Below are 15,093 nucleotides of genomic sequence, written 5' to 3'. Positions count from 1 at the left end.
TGGAATGAAACGCTCGCGGCTCGGCCCTCTCGATATCACCTCAATCGGCCTCGGCTCCGCCCCGCTCGGCGGATTGTTCAGTCCCGTCAGCGATGCCGATGCGGAGGCGACGGTCGCGCGCGCCTGGTCGGCCGGTATCCGCTTCTACGACACCGCGCCGCTCTACGGTTTTGGCCTGGCCGAGCGCCGGCTCGGCGGGTTCCTGCGGCAGCAGAAGCGCGACTCCTATGCCATCTCGACCAAGGTCGCCGTCTGCTGCGCGCTCCCGATGGCGGCGCCGCCGAGGACGAGCACTACAAGGGCACGCCGATCGAGCGGCCGGTGTTCGATTTCAGTTATGACGGGGTGATGCGCTCGGTGGACGAGAGTCTTGCTCGCCTCGGGCTCGACCGTATCGACGTCCTGCTCGTGCACGATCCCGATGATCACTACGACGCCGCCGTCGCCGGTGCCTTCCGTGCGCTCCAGCGCCTGCGCGACGACGGCACGGTCAAAGCGATCGGCGCCGGCATGAACCAGTCGGAAATGCTGGTTCGCTTTGCGCAAGCCGTGCCGGTCGATTGCTTCCTGCTCGCCGGCCGCTACACCCTGCTCGACCAGGGCGCGCTGGATGCGCTGTTTCCGCTCTGTCAGGCGAAGAACATCGGCATTTTGCTTGGCGGCATCTACAACAGCGGCATTCTGGCCAATCCGCATGCGGGTGCGAAGTTCAACTATCAGGACGCCGATGCGACGCTGGTCTCACGGGCAGTCGAGCTCGATGAACTCTGCCGCAAGCACGGCACCGAGCTGAAGGCCGCCGCGCTTCAGTTCTGCATGACCCATCCGGCCGTGACGGTGGCCGTGATGGGCGCACGCAACGCGGCCGAGGTTGCCGATAACATCGCGATGTCGGAGAAGGTCGTGCCGCAGGCCTTCTGGCAGGAGCTGCGCGCGCGAAACCTCGTCGACGCAAGGGCGCCGCTGCCGGGCGGAGCGTGAGCCATGATCATCGACGCTCACCAGCATTTCTGGGATCCCGCGCGCGCCGACTATCCCTGGATGGATGCGCCCGAGCTCGCGCCGATCCGCCGTGCTTTCGGTCCCGCCGATCTCGCGCCGTTATTGAAGGCGAACGGCATCGACGCGAGCATCGTGGTGCAGTGCCGCTCCGCGCTGGAGGAAACCGAAGAGTTCTTGCGTATTGCGCATGCGACGCCCTCGGTGATCGGCGTGGTCGGCTGGGCCGACCTGACGGATGTCATCCTCGGCGAGACGCTGGACCGGCTGCGTGCGGCGCCCGGCGGGAAGAAGCTCATCGGCATCCGCCACCAGGTCCACGATGAAGCCGATCCCGACTGGCTACTGCGCGAGGACGTCCAGCGCGGCCTCACCGCGGTGTTTGCCCGCGATCTCGCTTACGATTTCCTCGTCCGTACCCGCGAGTTGCCGGCCGCGATCGCAACCGCGCAGGCCTTCCCGCAGGCACGCTTCGTGCTCGACCACGCCGCCAAGCCTCCGATCGCCGATGGCGGCAACGACGAATGGGCCGATCGCATCAAAGCGTTGGCTGCCTGCGGTAATGTCTGGTGCAAGATCTCGGGCCTCGCGACCGAAGCTGCCTGGGACGATTGGGATACGGAGCGGCTGTTCCCGTTCGTCGCGCATGCCGCCACATGTTTCGGCGAGGACCGTTTGATCTTCGGCTCGGACTGGCCAGTGTGCCTGCTTGCGGGTAGCTACGGCGAGATCAAGGGCGCGCTGGAGGCGTGCCTCGCGAAGCTCGGGCCGAATGTGCGGGAGAAGGCGTTCGGGGCGAATGCGAAGGCGGCGTATCGGTTGGCCGTGGAATGATTTGGTGGGCGCAAAGCTCGCGCCCACCAAAGGTGTCGTCCCTGCGAAAGCAGGGACCCATAACCCCAGGGAGATATTGGCGAAGATCGGTCGTTCGTTACTCCTGCCTCTCGCAATCGAGAGATCACGCGGTATGGGTCCCGGCGTTCGCCGGGACGACGGCTGAGTTTGAGGTGGCACCCAGCCCCTCACGCGCCCGCGGGCACCTGATCCAGGAATCCCGTGACGCTCCTGATCCGCCCGTCCTTCAGTACGGCGAAGTCCGTGCCCTTGATCGGGCTGTCGACACCATCAGGGCCAAGACCCCACGAGAAGCGTAGATGGTCGCCATAGCCGTTGGGCTCGCCGATCAGCTTAAACCTGAAATCGGGAAAGCGCTGCTGCACGCCTGATATCAGCGCGTCGATGCCATCAGCGCCGTCGCCCTTCATCAGCGGATCGACATAGCTCGCATCCGCCGTCCAGGTCTCGCTCAGCAGCTCGCGCCGGCGGCTCGTCGTGCGCTCGTTCCAGAGATCGATATAGCAGTGGGCGATGGCGGTGTGGTCGGTCATGTTGCTCTCCTTCGATGGCGCCGTGAGGTTCGGCTGACCTGACTATCGAAGGATTGCGCGCGCCGATCGATTACCTCGGAGGTCATCGGCGCGCGCCAATTTGAAACGCGAAAATTACTTCGCCGCCGTCACCATGATCTCGACGGTGTATTGCGGAGCGGCCAGCTTGGCCTCGACCGTGGCGCGGGCCGGGGTGTTGCCGGGCGAGACCCAGGCGTCCCACACCGCGTTCATCTCGCCAAACGTCTTCATGTCGGTGATGTAGATCGTGGCCGAGAGCAGTTTTGACTTGTCGGTGCCGGCCTTGGCGAGATGGCCGTCGATGGTGGCCAGGATGTCCTGGGTCTGCTTCGTGACGCTTTCGCCGGCGGCCTTGGTGGCGACGACGCCGGCGAGATAGACGGTGTTGCCGTGCACGACGACCTGGCTCATGCGCGGACCGGTTTCGAAACGCTGAATGCTCATTAGGGATCTCCTGCTGGAATGGCGGCTCTGTCTAGCGCAGCGCCCTGCCGCGTGCCACCCCGGGCACGCATGCGTTGCCGGACACGCATGCGTTGCCTGCCAATGCATGCGTCGTTCACGGAAACTGACTGAAAAAAGTCCAGATCGTCTCGGCGCCATCGATGTCGCCGTTCTGCGGTCCGAGCAGCCCGGTCGCGACCCTCGGGAAGCGCGCATCCGGAGCGAAGCCGGGCATGCGGTGGCCGCCGCCCTTGACGCGATAGAGCACGACGTCGTGTCCCTTGGGACAGCGCGAGGTGATCCGCGTCACCGTGGACTGCTCTGCAGGCGCCTTGTCGGGCAAGTCTGTTACTTCGCCGTCATCGATCTCGCAGCCATTGAGCTTGCGCCAGAACGCGAGCGTCTCTTCGGTCGACCAGAACCCGTCTGCGGCAAAATAGCTCGATCCGCGTCCGCCTTCGTACGGCACCAGCGGGTCGGCGGTCCCGTTCATGAGCAGCATCGGCAGTGGCCGCGACGGATGACAGGTGACCGCGGTTTCCTCGGTGAGGTTCATGACCACACTCGCGGCCGCCGCAAACAGATCGGCGCGGGCGCAAGCGAGCGTCATCGCCATGGCGCCGCCATTGGAGATACCGGTGATATAGACGCGTTTCGGATCGGCGGTGCCGTTCGCCACGAGCTTCTCGACCAGCTTCGCGATGAAGGCGACGTCGTCGGTGCCGGGCGGCGGACCACGCAGCGCGGGTCCCGCCTTCGTTCGCGCATCGGCCCAGGCGTGGTTGAGCCCGTCAGGGAACGCCACGGCAAAACCTTCACGCTTTGCGACCTGCGGCCACGCTGTCCGCGCGACCATATCGGCGCCGCGCTGGGTCTTGCCGTGCAGCACGACCACGAGTGGGACACTGCGTTTGGCCGGCAGTTGCACGGTGTAGGACCGCATCACGCCGTTGACGTCGATGGTGTCGGCGGACGCAGCCGGGGCAGCGGCGAGACCCGCTACAAGCGCCCCGATCAACGTCCACCGCCGCATGATCTACCCCACCGCCTTCGCCGCTGCGCGGCCCGCATTGCGGCCGGAGAACAGGCAGCCACCGAGGAATGTGCCCTCCAGCGAGCGATAGCCGTGCACGCCGCCGCCGCCGAAGCCGGCGGCCTCGCCGACCGCATAGAGGCCGGGAATGACGCTGCCCTCCTGGCCGAACACGCGGGAGTCGAGATCGGTCTCGAAGCCGCCGAGCGTCTTGCGGGTGAGGATGTTGAGCTTGACCGCGATCAGCGGTCCCTGCGCGGGATCGAGGATGCGGTGCGGCGAGGCGGTGCGGATCAGCTTGTCGCCGATATAGCGCCGCGCATTGTGGATGTTCATCACCTGCGCATCCTTGACGTAAGGATTGGCAATCTCGCGGTCACGCGCCTCGATCTGCATCCTGATGTGCTCGAGCTTGAGAAGATCGCTGCCCGCGAGCTTGTTCATGGCGGCGACGAGATCGTCCAGCTTGTCCCGCACGATGAAGTCGACACCGTGGCTTTTGAACGCTTCCACCGGCGCCGGCGCGCCCTTGTTAGTGGCGCGGCGCAAGGTCATGCGCCAGCTCTTGCCGGTGAGGTCAGGGTTCTGTTCCGACCCCGACAGCGCGAATTCCTTCTTGATGATGCTCTGGGTCAGGACGAACCAGGAATAATCATAGCCGGTCGACATGATGTATTTCAGCTGGCCGAGCGTGTCGGAGCCGGGGAAGAGCGGCGCCGGCAATCGCGTGCCTGTGGCGTCGAACCACATCGAGGAGGGGCCGGGCAGGATGCGGATGCCGTGCCGCGGCCAGATCGGCGACCAGTTCTGGATGCCTTCGACATAATGCCACATGCGGTCGCGGTTGATCAGCCGCGCGCCCGATTTCTCGGTGATGCCAATCATTCGACCGTCGACGTGTTCGGGCACGCCGGAGATCATGAACTTCGGCGGCTCGCCCAGCCGCTGCGGCCAGTTCGCGCGCACCAGATCATGGTTGCCGCCGATGCCGCCGGACGCCACGATCACGGCCTGCGCTTTCAGCGAAAACTCGCCGACCACGTTGCGCGAGGAGCTCTTGCCGCGCTCGACATTGTCGGGCGCGAGGATCGAGCCGCTGACGCCGTCCACGGTGCCATTGGTGATGGAGAGCGCGTCGACACGATGGCGGAACTTGAAGCTGAGGCGGCCGCTCTTCGCCGCTTCGCGCGCGCGGCGCTCGAAGGGTTCGACGATGCCTGGCCCGGTTCCCCAGGTGACATGGAACCGCGGCACCGAATTGCCGTGGCCCATCGCATCATAGCCGCCGCGTTCGGCCCAGCCGACCACGGGGAAGATGCGATGGCCCATCGCGCGCAGCCAGTCGCGCTTCTCGCCGGCCGCGAACGCCACATAGGCCTCTGCCCATTGGCGCGGCCAAAAATCCTCGTCGCGGTCGAAGCCGGCGGTGCCGAGCCAGTCCTGCATCGCGAGCTCGAAGGAGTCCTTGATGCCGAGCCGGCGCTGCTCCGGCGAATCGACCAGGAATAATCCCCCGAACGACCAGAACGCCTGGCCGCCGAGCGATTGCTCGCCTTCCTGGTCGACCACGATCACGCGCTTGCCCGCGTCCGCAATCTCGGTGGCGGCGACGAGCCCCGATAGTCCCGCGCCGACCACGATGACGTCCGTTTCCTCAGCCATGCTTTCCCCCCTCCATGAGTTCCCCCCTGTAATTGTCCGGATTGAAGCCAACGGTTGTAACTGAGATCAAGGGCGTGGCGCGTAAGACCTCGTTAACTGTTCCACTTTGGGATAGAGACCGGCCGGGGTGCAGCGCCGCCGCAACACTGGATTTGAATTTGTTTTGATCAAGCCGGCCTGCCTAGACAAAACCTTGGTTACGACGGACGCTAGCACTGCATCACCACCTGACACGCAGATTCGAATTCGACCGGGGCGGGGAAAATGAAGTTTCTGACGGGGTTGCTTGCGGCGGTTCTCTTGATCGTGGGCATGGGAGCTTCTCATGCGGTGGTCCGCATCGCGGATGACCGGGGCGGCCGGATTGGAACCTACGTCGACAGATACCAGGACCTCAGGCAATCGGGGGAGACGGTCATCATCGACGGCCTCTGCGCCTCGGCCTGCACCATCGTCCTCGGCGCCATCCCGCATGACCGTATCTGCGTAACCTCGAGCGCGACGCTCGGCTTCCACGCCGCCTGGGATTTCGGCAGCAACGGCCGCGCCGTCACCAATCCCGAAGCAACCCAGATGCTCTATGCGATGTATCCCTCGCAGGTGAAGCGCTGGATCAGCCAGCGCGGCGGCCTGACCCCGCACATGCTGTTCCTGAGGGGCAAGCAGCTCCAGGCCATGTACAAGCCCTGCTACATGGACGCCCAGGCTTCGGCGATCAAGCCGGCACGCCGGCCTCTCCCGCAACCGGAGCAGGTCGAGACCGCCCGGGGCCAGCTCCTTCACTGACACCACAGGCGTTTGGCTCGCCAGCTGCGTCTTACCTGCTTGGCGGCGCCTTGCCCGCAGGCGGGCTAAAGCCTATCTGAAAGCCTGGGAACCGGGCCTTCGCCCCCAACGTTGTCATGGCTCAACCGCTGCACCCGGGACATCCGTTACAGGACAATTCGTCCACTGCCGGCCGGGCGCCGACCGTGCTGCTTTTGGCAGGCGCTGGTGTCGGCGGGCTGATCGTGCTCGGCGCGCTGGCGCTCTGGTTCCACTATGGCAGCCAGGTGTTCTTCGAAATGATCAGGACCGGCTTTGCCGCCTGCTTCTGATCCGCGACAGGAAGTTTTCCGCTCATGAGCTCCACCGCCCGTCCGCTGGTGATCGCGACCGCCTTCGCCGCAAGCCTTGTCCTCGGGCTGCTGATCATGTTCTGGGCCATGGGCGGGGTCAGCAAGGTGGCGCAGCCGGCCGCAATCGGCGGCCCATTCCAGCTCACCGACCAGAACGGCAAGGCCGTCACCGACAAGAGCCTGAAGGGCAAGCCGACCCTGATTTTCTTCGGCTACACCCATTGCCCCGACGTCTGCCCGACCTCGCTGTTCGAGATGTCGGAAGTGCTGCGCGCGATGGGCAAGGATGCCGACAAGGTCAATGCCGTCTTCATCTCGGTCGATCCCGAGCGCGACACGCCGGCGACGATGAAGGACTATCTGTCGAGCTTCGATCCCCACCTCGAAGGGCTGTCCGGCGACCCCGCCGAGACCGCCAAGGTGATCACCTCCTACCGGGTCTACGCCAAGAAGGTCCCGACCAAGGACGGCGACTACACCATGGACCACACCGCGCTGATCTACCTGATGGACCGCGACGGCCGTTTCGTCTCGCCGTTCAACCTGAAACGGACCCCGGAAGAGGCCGCGGCCGATTTGAAGCGGTATCTTTAGTTTGGCGGGCCGATCGGGCCCCGGTCTCGGTTTAACCTCTCCCGCTTGCGGGAGAGATCGGCGCGTAGCGCCGGGTGAGGGCTCTCTCCTCTTGGGGGTCTCGCCCAGAGGAGACACCCTCTCCCCGACCCTCCTCCGCAAGCGGGGGAGGGAGCGCACCTGCATTCCGCGCTCGCGTTCCCGGCGGGATGGTCTATAAGGCCCTCCGATCCCAATGAAATTCATTACTTTCCCGCCGATGGCCCCGTCGCGACAGGCAAAACCGTCCAAAATCGTGCGCCGCGCCCTGCTTGGACTGGCCGCGGCCGTCAGCCTGCTCGCGGGGGCCCCGCAGGCGGTGCCCGGCTTCTGGGACCCGCGGCGCCGGCCGGAGCCGGCCGGACCTGTCGCGCCTGACCGTGATCCGCTTTCTGACCGAGACCGACTATCCGCCGTTCAACTACACCGGCGCCGACGGCAACCCGGCCGGCTTCAACGTCGATCTCGCCCGCGCGCTGTGCGAGGAGATCAAGGTCACCTGCACGGTGCAGATGCGCCGCTTCGAGACGCTGGTCGACGCGCTCTCCTCGAACCGCGGCGATGCCATCATCGCCTCCATGGCGGTGAGCCCGCAGCTGCGCGCCCGCGTCGACTTCACCGATCCCTATTACCGGGTGCCGGCGCGCTTCGCCTCGCGCAAGGACGCGGTGATGCCGGAGATCCGCCCCGAATATCTCGAGGGCAAGAAGGTCGGCGTCATCGCCGGCTCCGCGCATGAGGCGTATCTCAAGGCGATGTTCACCGACGCCGAGCTGCACGGCTATCCCAACGACGATGCGCTCCGCGCCGCACTTCGCAAGGGCGAGGTCGACTTCATCTTCGGCGATGCCATCTCGCTGGCGTTCTGGATTAACGGCACCGATTCCGGCGATTGCTGCGCCTTCTCCGGCGGCCCCTTCGTCGAGAGCCGCTTCTTCGGCGAGGGCATCGGCATCGCCGTCCGCAAGGGCAACGACGTGCTGCGCCAGGCCCTGAACTGGGCCCTGTTTCGCGTCTGGGAAAAAGGCCGCTACACCGATCTGTGGCTGCGGTATTTTTCGGTGAGCCCGTTTTAGCTTCTTCTTCGCCTCTCCCCGCGTGCGGGGAGAGGCCGGATTGCATCGAAGATGCAATCCGGGTGAGGGGGACTCTCCGCGAGTCCAACTCTCACCGTGATCGCGGAAGCAGCCCCTCACCCCAACCCTCTCCCCGTAAGAACGGGGAGAGGGAGTCACAGCGGCGACAGTCGCACCAACTTTTGCATTCTGCCCGGAAATCGCTATTTTCCGCGGCCCGGAGGCCCCTGATGTCCGTTATCGATCTTGCCGCGAACCCGAGCGACCTGCGTGCGCTCGCCGAACAATCCAACGCCTGGCCGTTCGAGCAGGCGAAGGCCATTGTCGCGCGGCTGAAGAAAAGCCCGAAGGACGAGGTGCTGTTCGAGACCGGCTACGGCCCGTCCGGCCTGCCGCATATCGGCACCTTCGGCGAGGTCGCGCGTACCTCGATGGTGCGCCATGCCTTCCGCGTGCTCACCGAGGACAAGATCAAGACGCGCCTGCTCGCCTTCTCGGACGACATGGACGGCCTGCGCAAGGTGCCCGACAACGTGCCGAACAAGGATCTGCTCGCGCAATATCTTGGACGCCCGCTCACGGCCGTGCCCGATCCCTTCTCGAACGAATATCCCTCGTTCGGCGCGGCGAATAACGCGCGCTTGCGCGCGTTTCTGGATCACTTCGGCTTCGACTACGAGTTCGCGAGCTCGACCGACTATTACAAGTCCGGCCGCTTCGACGCGACGCTGCTCAAGATGCTCGCCGCCTACGACAAGATCATGGCGATCATCCTGCCGACGCTCGGCCCCGATCGTCGCGCGACCTATTCGCCGTTCCTGCCGATCAGCAAGACCAGCGGCGTGGTGCTGCAGGTGCCGATGATCCGCCGCGATGTCGCAGCGGGCACGGTGACCTATGTCGATCCTGATACCAACCAGGAGGTCGAGACGCCCGTCACCGGCGGCAACGTCAAGTGCCAGTGGAAGGCCGACTGGGCGATGCGCTGGGTCGCGCTCGGTGTCGACTACGAGATGGCCGGCAAGGACCTGATCGACTCCGTGAAGCTCTCAGGCGCGATCGCGAAAGCACTCGGCGGCACGCCGCCCGAAGGCTTCAACTACGAGCTCTTCCTCGACGAGAAGGGTCAGAAGATCTCGAAGTCGAAGGGCAACGGCCTTACCATCGACGAATGGCTGCGCTACGCCTCGCCGGAATCGCTGTCGCTGTTCATGTATCGCGAGCCGAAGGCGGCCAAGCGGCTGTTCTTCGACGTCATCCCGCGTCAGGTCGACGACTATCAGCAATTCATCGACGGCTTTCCCAAGCAGGACGGCAAGCAGCAGCTCGGCAATCCCGTGTGGCACATCCACAATGGCCATCCGCCGCAGGGTGACATGCCCGTCACGTTCCAGCTGCTGCTGACGCTGGTGTCGTCGTCGAATGCGGAGAATGCCGAGACGTTGTGGGGCTTCATCGGCCGCTATCGTCCCGGCGTGAGCCCCAAGACGCATCCCAAGCTCGACGCGATGGTCGGCTACGCCATCAACTATTATCGCGACTTCGTTGCGCCGACGAAGCAGTTCCGCGTGCCAACTGATACCGAGCGCGCCGCGCTGCAGGATCTGCGCGATGCGCTCTCGCAGCTGCCGCAGGACGCTTCCGCCGAGGACATCCAGAACGTCGTCTACGAGATCGGACGCCGCGAGCCGTTCCTCGACCAGGTCAAGAAGGGCAAGGATGGCCGTCCGGGCGTGACGCTCGACTGGTTCAACATGCTCTACCAGGTGCTGCTCGGCCAGGAGAAGGGCCCGCGCTTCGGCTCCTTCGTCGCGGTCTACGGCGTACAGAACGCGGTCAACATGATCGACGGCGCGCTGGCAAGGAGTGCGTGAGGCTTCATCGTCGTCCCCGCGAAAGCGGGGACCCATAACCACAGGGAGAAGTTAGGCGAAGATTCGTAATTGCGATTACGTTGGTACGAAGACCGCCGCTCTCCGACAGATCACGCGGTATGGGTCCCGGCGTTCGCCGGGACGACAGCATTCGTTAGAGCCTCCGCTCAGATTGATCTTAGCACGAAGCGCCGATTGTCCTTCTGCACGGGACGCGCGTTCATCGGATAGAGCTTTGCGAACGCGGCGACATCGGCAGCCTACACCTGGATCGGGTCGGCGAGCAGCAGCCATTCCACCACCTCCGAGCAGGGCGGCGTCATGGTGCGGTCACGACGCCATCACTGGCTCGCCCACACGATCCGCGCGATCCACGCCACATCGCTCGTCGCGAGTGTGCGCTCGCCCTGCGTCGCATCGAGCGGCCGCAAGTCCAGCGCCTTCGCCGTGCGGCGCGTCAGCGTTGCGACCGTCACCTCGCCCGCCCTCGTCTTCACCACCACGCGGTCACCCTTGCGGATCGGCGCGCCGGGCGAGATCAGGATGATGTCGCCGTCACGATACACAGGCGCAAGCGCATCGCCGGACATCTCCAGCGCGAAACTGTGGCCGTCTTCGGCATTGGGAAGCGCGGCCTCGGTCCAGCCTTTGCCCGATGGAAAGCCTGATTCATCGAAGGCGCCGCTCGCGCCGGCCAGCGCGAACCCGAGCAGCGGGACGACGCGGTCCTCGCTCGGCTCGTCGCCGATCAGCCGGGCGAAACTGTCGATCGAAGCACCCGTCGCCGCCAGCGCCTTCGCGATCGATTCGGTCGAGGGCCAGCGCTCACGGCCGTCGGAGGTGACGCGCTTGGATCTGTTGAATGTGGTGGGGTCGAGCCCGGCGCGTTTGGCAAGGCCGGACGGCGACAGGCCGGCACGCTCCGCCAGCCGATCCAGCGCGACCCAGATCTGGTCGTGAGTCAGTATCCTCTGCGCTTTGGCCTGTCTGACCATCGAAGGTCCAGCCCGTCGCAACTCAGGAAAACTGTCCGCAAATCAACCGGTTTTCCGCTTTTCGCGCAAGAGGCGGTGGCTAACTCTTGAGTTCGGCGGGGGCCGCCTTTACGGTCGCGCCGGGTTTTGAAGGCCCCCAAGAGACGAAAAAACTCAAAAGACTCAAAGAGCAAACAGGGCTGCGTAAGCGGTGGTCAAGATCTACAAAATCTGTCCGGCCTCGGCCTGGCGCGAGGCGGAACGGCAGGGCGTGTACCGGGGTAGCGCGGACGACGCGCGCGACGGATTCATCCATTTCTCGACGGCCTCCCAGGTTCCCGAGACCCTGCGCAAGCATTATTTCGGGCAGCGCGCGCTGTTCCTGGTCGAGGTCGACGGTGATGCGCTCGGCAGCGAATTGCGCTGGGAGCGCTCGCGCAATGACGAGCTGTTTCCGCATCTCTATGGCGAGCTCGATCTCGGCGCCGTGATCGCGGTGATGAACCTCAATATGCGCTCCGATGGCGGCCACGACACACCGGAGCTTCTCCCGTGATCCGCGCCTTCGACGCTTTCTCGCTGCCGGTGCTGCGCTGGCTCGATCCGGAGGATGCGCATCGCCTGGCGATCCAGGGCCTGCGCTTCCTGCCGCCGGTCAAGCCGCGCCCTGACGATGCCAAGCTCGCGGTGCGCGCCTTCGGCCTCAACTTTCCCAATCCGGTCGGCATGGCCGCGGGCTTCGACAAGAGCGCCGAGGTGCCCGACGCCTTGCTGCGGCTCGGCTTCGGCTTCGTCGAGATCGGCTCGGTCACGCCGAAGCCGCAGGCAGGTAACCCGCGACCGCGGCTGTTCCGGCTCGAGCGTGACGAAGCGGTCATCAACCGCATGGGTTTCAACAATGACGGCGCAGAGGCAGCTCTGCGCCGGCTCGCCGCGCGCGCGCAGCATGGCGGCATCGTCGGCGTCAATGTCGGCGCCAACAAGGATTCGCCTGACCGCGTCGGCGATTACGTCAAGCTGATCGAGACCTTCGCGCCGGTGGCGAGCTACTTCACCGTCAACGTCTCCTCGCCGAACACGCCGGGCCTGCGCAATCTTCAGGAAGGCGCGCTGCTCGACGATCTGCTCGCGCGGGTGATCGACGCCCGCGAGCGGGTGCGCCAGAAGGCCGGCGATACGCCGGTTCTGCTCAAGATCGCGCCGGATCTCAGCCTCGCCCAACTCGACGACGTCGTGCAGGTCGCGCGCTCGCGCAAGGTCGACGGCATGATCGTGTCGAACACGACCATCGCGCGGCCGAGCACGCTGCGCGAGGAGATGCGCGCCAGGGAGCAGGGCGGCCTGTCCGGCCGGCCGCTGTTCCGCCTGTCGACGCGCATGGTCGCGGAGACCTATGTGCGGGTCGAGGGCGCATTTCCTCTCGTCGGCGTCGGCGGTGTCGACTCCGGCGGCGCCGCGCTGACGAAGATCCGCGCCGGCGCGAGCCTGATTCAGCTCTATTCCTCGCTGGTCTACAAGGGCCTCGGCCTCGTCGACGAGATCAAGCGCGACCTTACCTCGACGCTGCTGCGCACGGGACGGGATTCGCTGTCGGAGATCGTCGGCGCCGATGCTGCGACGCTCACGGCGGAAGACTGGCCGGGGATGTAAGCTCTTCGCCTCTCCCCGCTTGCGGGGAGAGGCCGGAATTTGCGGGAGCAAATTCCGGGTGAGGGGGACCTCCGCGAATCCCACTCTCACCGCTCCTGCGGAGACTCTCCCTCATCCCAACTTTCTCAGAGCGAGCTCTGCTCGTCTCGCCCCCGCAAGCGGGGAGAAGGGGAAGAAAACGTCGCCCTGAACAGCGCCGGATAGCGCGCACCCTGCAATCCGCCGCGCGCGATGTAGAACGCGATCAGCGCGCACCACAGCCCCACATTGCCTAGAGATTGCAGCGCCAGCCAGGTGCCGAGGAAGATCCCGAGCGAAGCCAGCATCAGGTTGCGCATCTCGCGCGCCCAGGTCGCGCCGACATAGATGCCGTCAAAGCCGAAGGCGAACACGCCGGGGATCGGTGCGAGCACGATGAACGGCAGGAAATCGCGCGCGGCGCGGCGAACGTCCTCGCTCGCGGTCATGAAGTTGATGATGTTCTGGCCGAACAGTGCGAATACCACCGCAACGACCATGGCAAAGCCGAGGCCCCAGGAAAGCACCAGCCGGGTCGAATCCGCAAAACCCTTTGCGTCGCGCGCACCGAAGGTGCGGCCGCAGAGCTGCTGGGCCGCATTGGCAAGGCCATCGAGGAAGAAGGCGCTGACCAGCAGGAAGTTGTTCAGCACGGAATTCGCCGCCAGCGTGACGTCGCCGGCGCGCGCGCCCTTGGCGGTGAAGAACAGGAACACGGTGATCAGCGCCGCGGTGCGGACCAGGATATCGGAATTCACCGCCAGCATCCGCATCAGCTTGGCGCGGTCGAACAGCGTCGCGCGGGGAACGGCAAAGCCGCCATGCGCATAGCGCCGGCAAACGACGATGCCGAGCGCGAAACCGACGCCCTCCGACAGCAGCGCGGCGATCGCCGCACCGGCGATGCCGGTGTCGTAGACGAGCACCAGCAGGATCGTCGCCGCCATGTTGATGAGGTTGATGACGACCTGGAGCGCGAGCGCCGGATTGGCGCGGGCCTGCCCGACCAGCCAGCCGAGGATGACATAATTGGCAAAGGCGAACGGCGACGACCAGATCCGGATCATGAAATAGGTTTTTGCCGCGTGCGTGACGCCCGCGCTGCCGCCCATCAGGTCGAACAGCACGGCAGAGAGCGGCAATTGCAGCGCGATCAGCGCCGCACCGATCAGCCCTGCGACGATGAAGCCGCGCACCAGGATCACGATCTGCTCGCGCGTTTCGCCCGCGCCGAGCGCCTGCGCGGTGAAGGCGAGCGTGCTCATGCGCAGGAAGCCGAACAGCCAGAACAGGCAGTCGAAGATCACGGAGGCCATCGCGACGCCGCCGAGCAGGGCGGCATCGTCGAGCCGCCCGATCGCCGTGGTCGAGACCACGCCGATCAGCGGCGTCGTCAGGTTCGCGACCATCGCGGGACCGGCGATGGCGAACACCTGGCGGCTGCCGATCTTGAGGGGGACGGGCGCGTGCATGTCAGAGCACGAGCACCATGCCGTCTTCAGCGGCGAGATGTTCGACGTCGTCCAGGCGCGACAGCATGTCGTCGCTCATATGGGTGAGGACGAGGCGTTTTGCGCCGATGGCGGGGAGGTGCTGTTCCAAGGTCTTCAGGCTGAGATGGTTCTTGACCACCTTCTCGTACATATAGGCCTCGGCAATGAAAAGGTCCGCGCCATGCGCCAGCGGAATGAGCGCCCCCGTCCATTCGGTGTCCGCGCTATAGGCGAGCGTGCGGCCCTCGGCTTCGACGCGGTAGGCGAGGAAGGGACCGCCGGATTCGCCGTGCACGACCGGGTAGGGCGTCACCGTCACCGCGCCAAAGCTTCGGCTTTGCTCCGGTGCGAGCGCGACGATGTTGAGCTCGAAGCGCTGTTTTGTCTTCGAGGAATGCTCGAACAGTGCCTCCATCACCTGCGCCAGCCGTGCCTCGATACCCTCAGGCCCCGCGATCGTCAGCGGCCTCGTCCGCCGCGAGAATTGTGCGTCGAGCAGAAAGAACGGCAGGCCGGCGAAATGGTCGCCGTGGAAATGCGTGATGAGGATGAGATCGATCTCGTTACGGTCGATCTTGAGCCGCTTCAGTGCCGGCAGAGCCGACGCGCCGCAATCAATCAGGAAGTTCGCCGTGCGACCCGAGATATGGAAGCAGGTGTTGAGCCTGCCGCTGGAACCGAAGGCGTCACCGCAGCCGACGAAACGCAGTTGCATCGGCTGCGGGCTCCCT

General features: G+C 65.3%; 14 protein-coding genes and 3 pseudogenes. 9 read left to right on the top strand and 8 right to left on the bottom strand.

The genetic code is table 11. The features are described 5' to 3' along the window. The first annotated feature begins 4 nt into the window (after positions 1 to 4). Positions 5 to 981 (top strand): annotated as a pseudogene (locus FOM02_RS42585) (aldo/keto reductase). Between the two features lie 3 nt (positions 982 to 984). After that, a complete protein-coding gene (locus FOM02_RS42580) occupies positions 985 to 1,833 on the top strand; it encodes an amidohydrolase family protein (protein WP_027564790.1) in 849 nt (282 codons plus the stop codon). A gap of 188 nt (positions 1,834 to 2,021) precedes the next feature. Here the strand turns inward: FOM02_RS42580 and FOM02_RS42575 are convergent, their stop codons facing one another. From FOM02_RS42575 to FOM02_RS42560, 4 genes are all read right to left on the bottom strand, one after another. Further along, a complete protein-coding gene (locus FOM02_RS42575) occupies positions 2,022 to 2,387 on the bottom strand; it encodes a nuclear transport factor 2 family protein (RefSeq protein WP_027564789.1) in 366 nt (121 codons plus the stop codon). A 114-nt stretch (positions 2,388 to 2,501) separates the two neighbouring features. Next, positions 2,502 to 2,852, bottom strand: a complete 351-nt coding sequence (locus FOM02_RS42570) for a RidA family protein (RefSeq protein WP_027564788.1) — start codon at positions 2,850 to 2,852, stop codon at positions 2,502 to 2,504. A 115-nt stretch (positions 2,853 to 2,967) separates the two neighbouring features. Next, complete coding sequence (locus tag FOM02_RS42565; RefSeq protein ID WP_027564787.1) at positions 2,968 to 3,885, bottom strand: alpha/beta hydrolase family esterase; 918 nt, start codon at positions 3,883 to 3,885, stop codon at positions 2,968 to 2,970. A 3-nt stretch (positions 3,886 to 3,888) separates the two neighbouring features. Further along, on the bottom strand, positions 3,889 to 5,547 hold the full coding sequence (locus FOM02_RS42560) for an FAD-binding dehydrogenase (RefSeq protein ID WP_027564786.1): 1,659 nt from the start codon (positions 5,545 to 5,547) through the stop codon (positions 3,889 to 3,891). Positions 5,548 to 5,811: 264 nt separating this feature from the next. On the opposite strand from FOM02_RS42560, the gene FOM02_RS42555 reads away from it, so the two are divergent. The 5 genes and pseudogenes from FOM02_RS42555 (at position 5,812) to FOM02_RS42535 (ending at position 10,227) form a co-directional block, all read left to right on the top strand. Beyond that, complete coding sequence (locus tag FOM02_RS42555; RefSeq protein WP_027564785.1) at positions 5,812 to 6,333, top strand: hypothetical protein; 522 nt, start codon at positions 5,812 to 5,814, stop codon at positions 6,331 to 6,333. Positions 6,334 to 6,449: 116 nt separating this feature from the next. Beyond that, the gene (locus FOM02_RS42550) at positions 6,450 to 6,644 is read left to right on the top strand and encodes a hypothetical protein (protein ID WP_027564784.1); all 195 of its coding nucleotides are present in this window, start codon (positions 6,450 to 6,452) and stop codon (positions 6,642 to 6,644) included. Between the two features lie 24 nt (positions 6,645 to 6,668). Further along, positions 6,669 to 7,259: an SCO family protein gene (locus FOM02_RS42545; RefSeq protein WP_027564783.1), complete on the top strand. Its 591-nt coding sequence runs from the start codon at positions 6,669 to 6,671 to the stop codon at positions 7,257 to 7,259. 238 nt (positions 7,260 to 7,497) lie between these two features. Next, positions 7,498 to 8,353 (top strand): annotated as a pseudogene (locus tag FOM02_RS42540) (transporter substrate-binding domain-containing protein). A 230-nt stretch (positions 8,354 to 8,583) separates the two neighbouring features. Then, positions 8,584 to 10,227: a lysine--tRNA ligase gene (locus tag FOM02_RS42535; protein WP_265441062.1), complete on the top strand. Its 1,644-nt coding sequence runs from the start codon at positions 8,584 to 8,586 to the stop codon at positions 10,225 to 10,227. Between the two features lie 167 nt (positions 10,228 to 10,394). Here the strand turns inward: FOM02_RS42535 and FOM02_RS42530 are convergent. Both FOM02_RS42530 and FOM02_RS42525 read right to left on the bottom strand, forming a co-directional pair. Further along, positions 10,395 to 10,547: pseudogene (locus tag FOM02_RS42530) on the bottom strand (carbonic anhydrase family protein); the annotation flags it as partial. A 21-nt stretch (positions 10,548 to 10,568) separates the two neighbouring features. Continuing rightward, a complete protein-coding gene (locus FOM02_RS42525; protein ID WP_027564780.1) occupies positions 10,569 to 11,222 on the bottom strand; it encodes a S24 family peptidase in 654 nt (217 codons plus the stop codon). Positions 11,223 to 11,412: 190 nt separating this feature from the next. Here FOM02_RS42525 and FOM02_RS42520 point away from each other — a divergent pair, with 190 nt between their 5' ends. Together FOM02_RS42520 and FOM02_RS42515 are read left to right on the top strand one after the other, a co-directional pair. After that, entirely contained in the window at positions 11,413 to 11,757 is a 345-nt protein-coding gene (locus tag FOM02_RS42520; protein ID WP_027564779.1) for a DUF952 domain-containing protein, read from the top strand. Beyond that, entirely contained in the window at positions 11,754 to 12,851 is a 1,098-nt protein-coding gene (locus FOM02_RS42515) for a quinone-dependent dihydroorotate dehydrogenase (protein ID WP_027564778.1), read from the top strand. The genes FOM02_RS42520 and FOM02_RS42515 overlap by 4 nt, the downstream gene beginning before the upstream one ends. A 125-nt stretch (positions 12,852 to 12,976) precedes the next feature. Here FOM02_RS42515 and FOM02_RS42510 read toward each other — a convergent pair whose 3' ends face one another. Together FOM02_RS42510 and FOM02_RS42505 are read right to left on the bottom strand one after the other, a co-directional pair. Beyond that, positions 12,977 to 14,341, bottom strand: coding sequence for an MATE family efflux transporter (locus tag FOM02_RS42510; protein ID WP_027564777.1), 1,365 nt, complete (start codon positions 14,339 to 14,341; stop codon positions 12,977 to 12,979). A gap of 1 nt (position 14,342) precedes the next feature. Next, the gene (locus FOM02_RS42505) at positions 14,343 to 15,077 is read right to left on the bottom strand and encodes an MBL fold metallo-hydrolase (protein WP_027564776.1); all 735 of its coding nucleotides are present in this window, start codon (positions 15,075 to 15,077) and stop codon (positions 14,343 to 14,345) included. Positions 15,078 to 15,093: the final 16 nt, after the last annotated feature.

The sequence above is a fragment of the Bradyrhizobium sp. SEMIA genome, assembly GCF_014844175.1.
Classification (GTDB): domain Bacteria; phylum Pseudomonadota; class Alphaproteobacteria; order Rhizobiales; family Xanthobacteraceae; genus Bradyrhizobium; species Bradyrhizobium arachidis.
This window is presented reverse-complemented; position numbering and strand designations above follow the sequence as displayed.

Bases quoted from the DNA above. Each gene is read 5' to 3' on its own strand.
- FOM02_RS42545 (WP_027564783.1), top strand. From the start codon at position 6,669: ATGAGCTCCACCGCCCGTCCGCTGGTGATCGCGACCGCCTTCGCCGCA.
- FOM02_RS42570 (WP_027564788.1), bottom strand. From the start codon at position 2,852: ATGAGCATTCAGCGTTTCGAAACCGGTCCGCGCATGAGCCAGGTCGTC.
- FOM02_RS42505 (WP_027564776.1), bottom strand. From the start codon at position 15,077: ATGCAACTGCGTTTCGTCGGCTGCGGTGACGCCTTCGGTTCCAGCGGC.
- FOM02_RS42560 (WP_027564786.1), bottom strand. From the start codon at position 5,547: ATGGCTGAGGAAACGGACGTCATCGTGGTCGGCGCGGGACTATCGGGG.
- FOM02_RS42550 (WP_027564784.1), top strand. From the start codon at position 6,450: ATGGCTCAACCGCTGCACCCGGGACATCCGTTACAGGACAATTCGTCC.
- FOM02_RS42535 (WP_265441062.1), top strand. From the start codon at position 8,584: ATGTCCGTTATCGATCTTGCCGCGAACCCGAGCGACCTGCGTGCGCTC.
- FOM02_RS42580 (WP_027564790.1), top strand. From the start codon at position 985: ATGATCATCGACGCTCACCAGCATTTCTGGGATCCCGCGCGCGCCGAC.
- FOM02_RS42555 (WP_027564785.1), top strand. From the start codon at position 5,812: ATGAAGTTTCTGACGGGGTTGCTTGCGGCGGTTCTCTTGATCGTGGGC.
- FOM02_RS42525 (WP_027564780.1), bottom strand. From the start codon at position 11,222: ATGGTCAGACAGGCCAAAGCGCAGAGGATACTGACTCACGACCAGATC.
- FOM02_RS42510 (WP_027564777.1), bottom strand. From the start codon at position 14,341: ATGCACGCGCCCGTCCCCCTCAAGATCGGCAGCCGCCAGGTGTTCGCC.
- FOM02_RS42565 (WP_027564787.1), bottom strand. From the start codon at position 3,885: ATGCGGCGGTGGACGTTGATCGGGGCGCTTGTAGCGGGTCTCGCCGCT.
- FOM02_RS42575 (WP_027564789.1), bottom strand. From the start codon at position 2,387: ATGACCGACCACACCGCCATCGCCCACTGCTATATCGATCTCTGGAAC.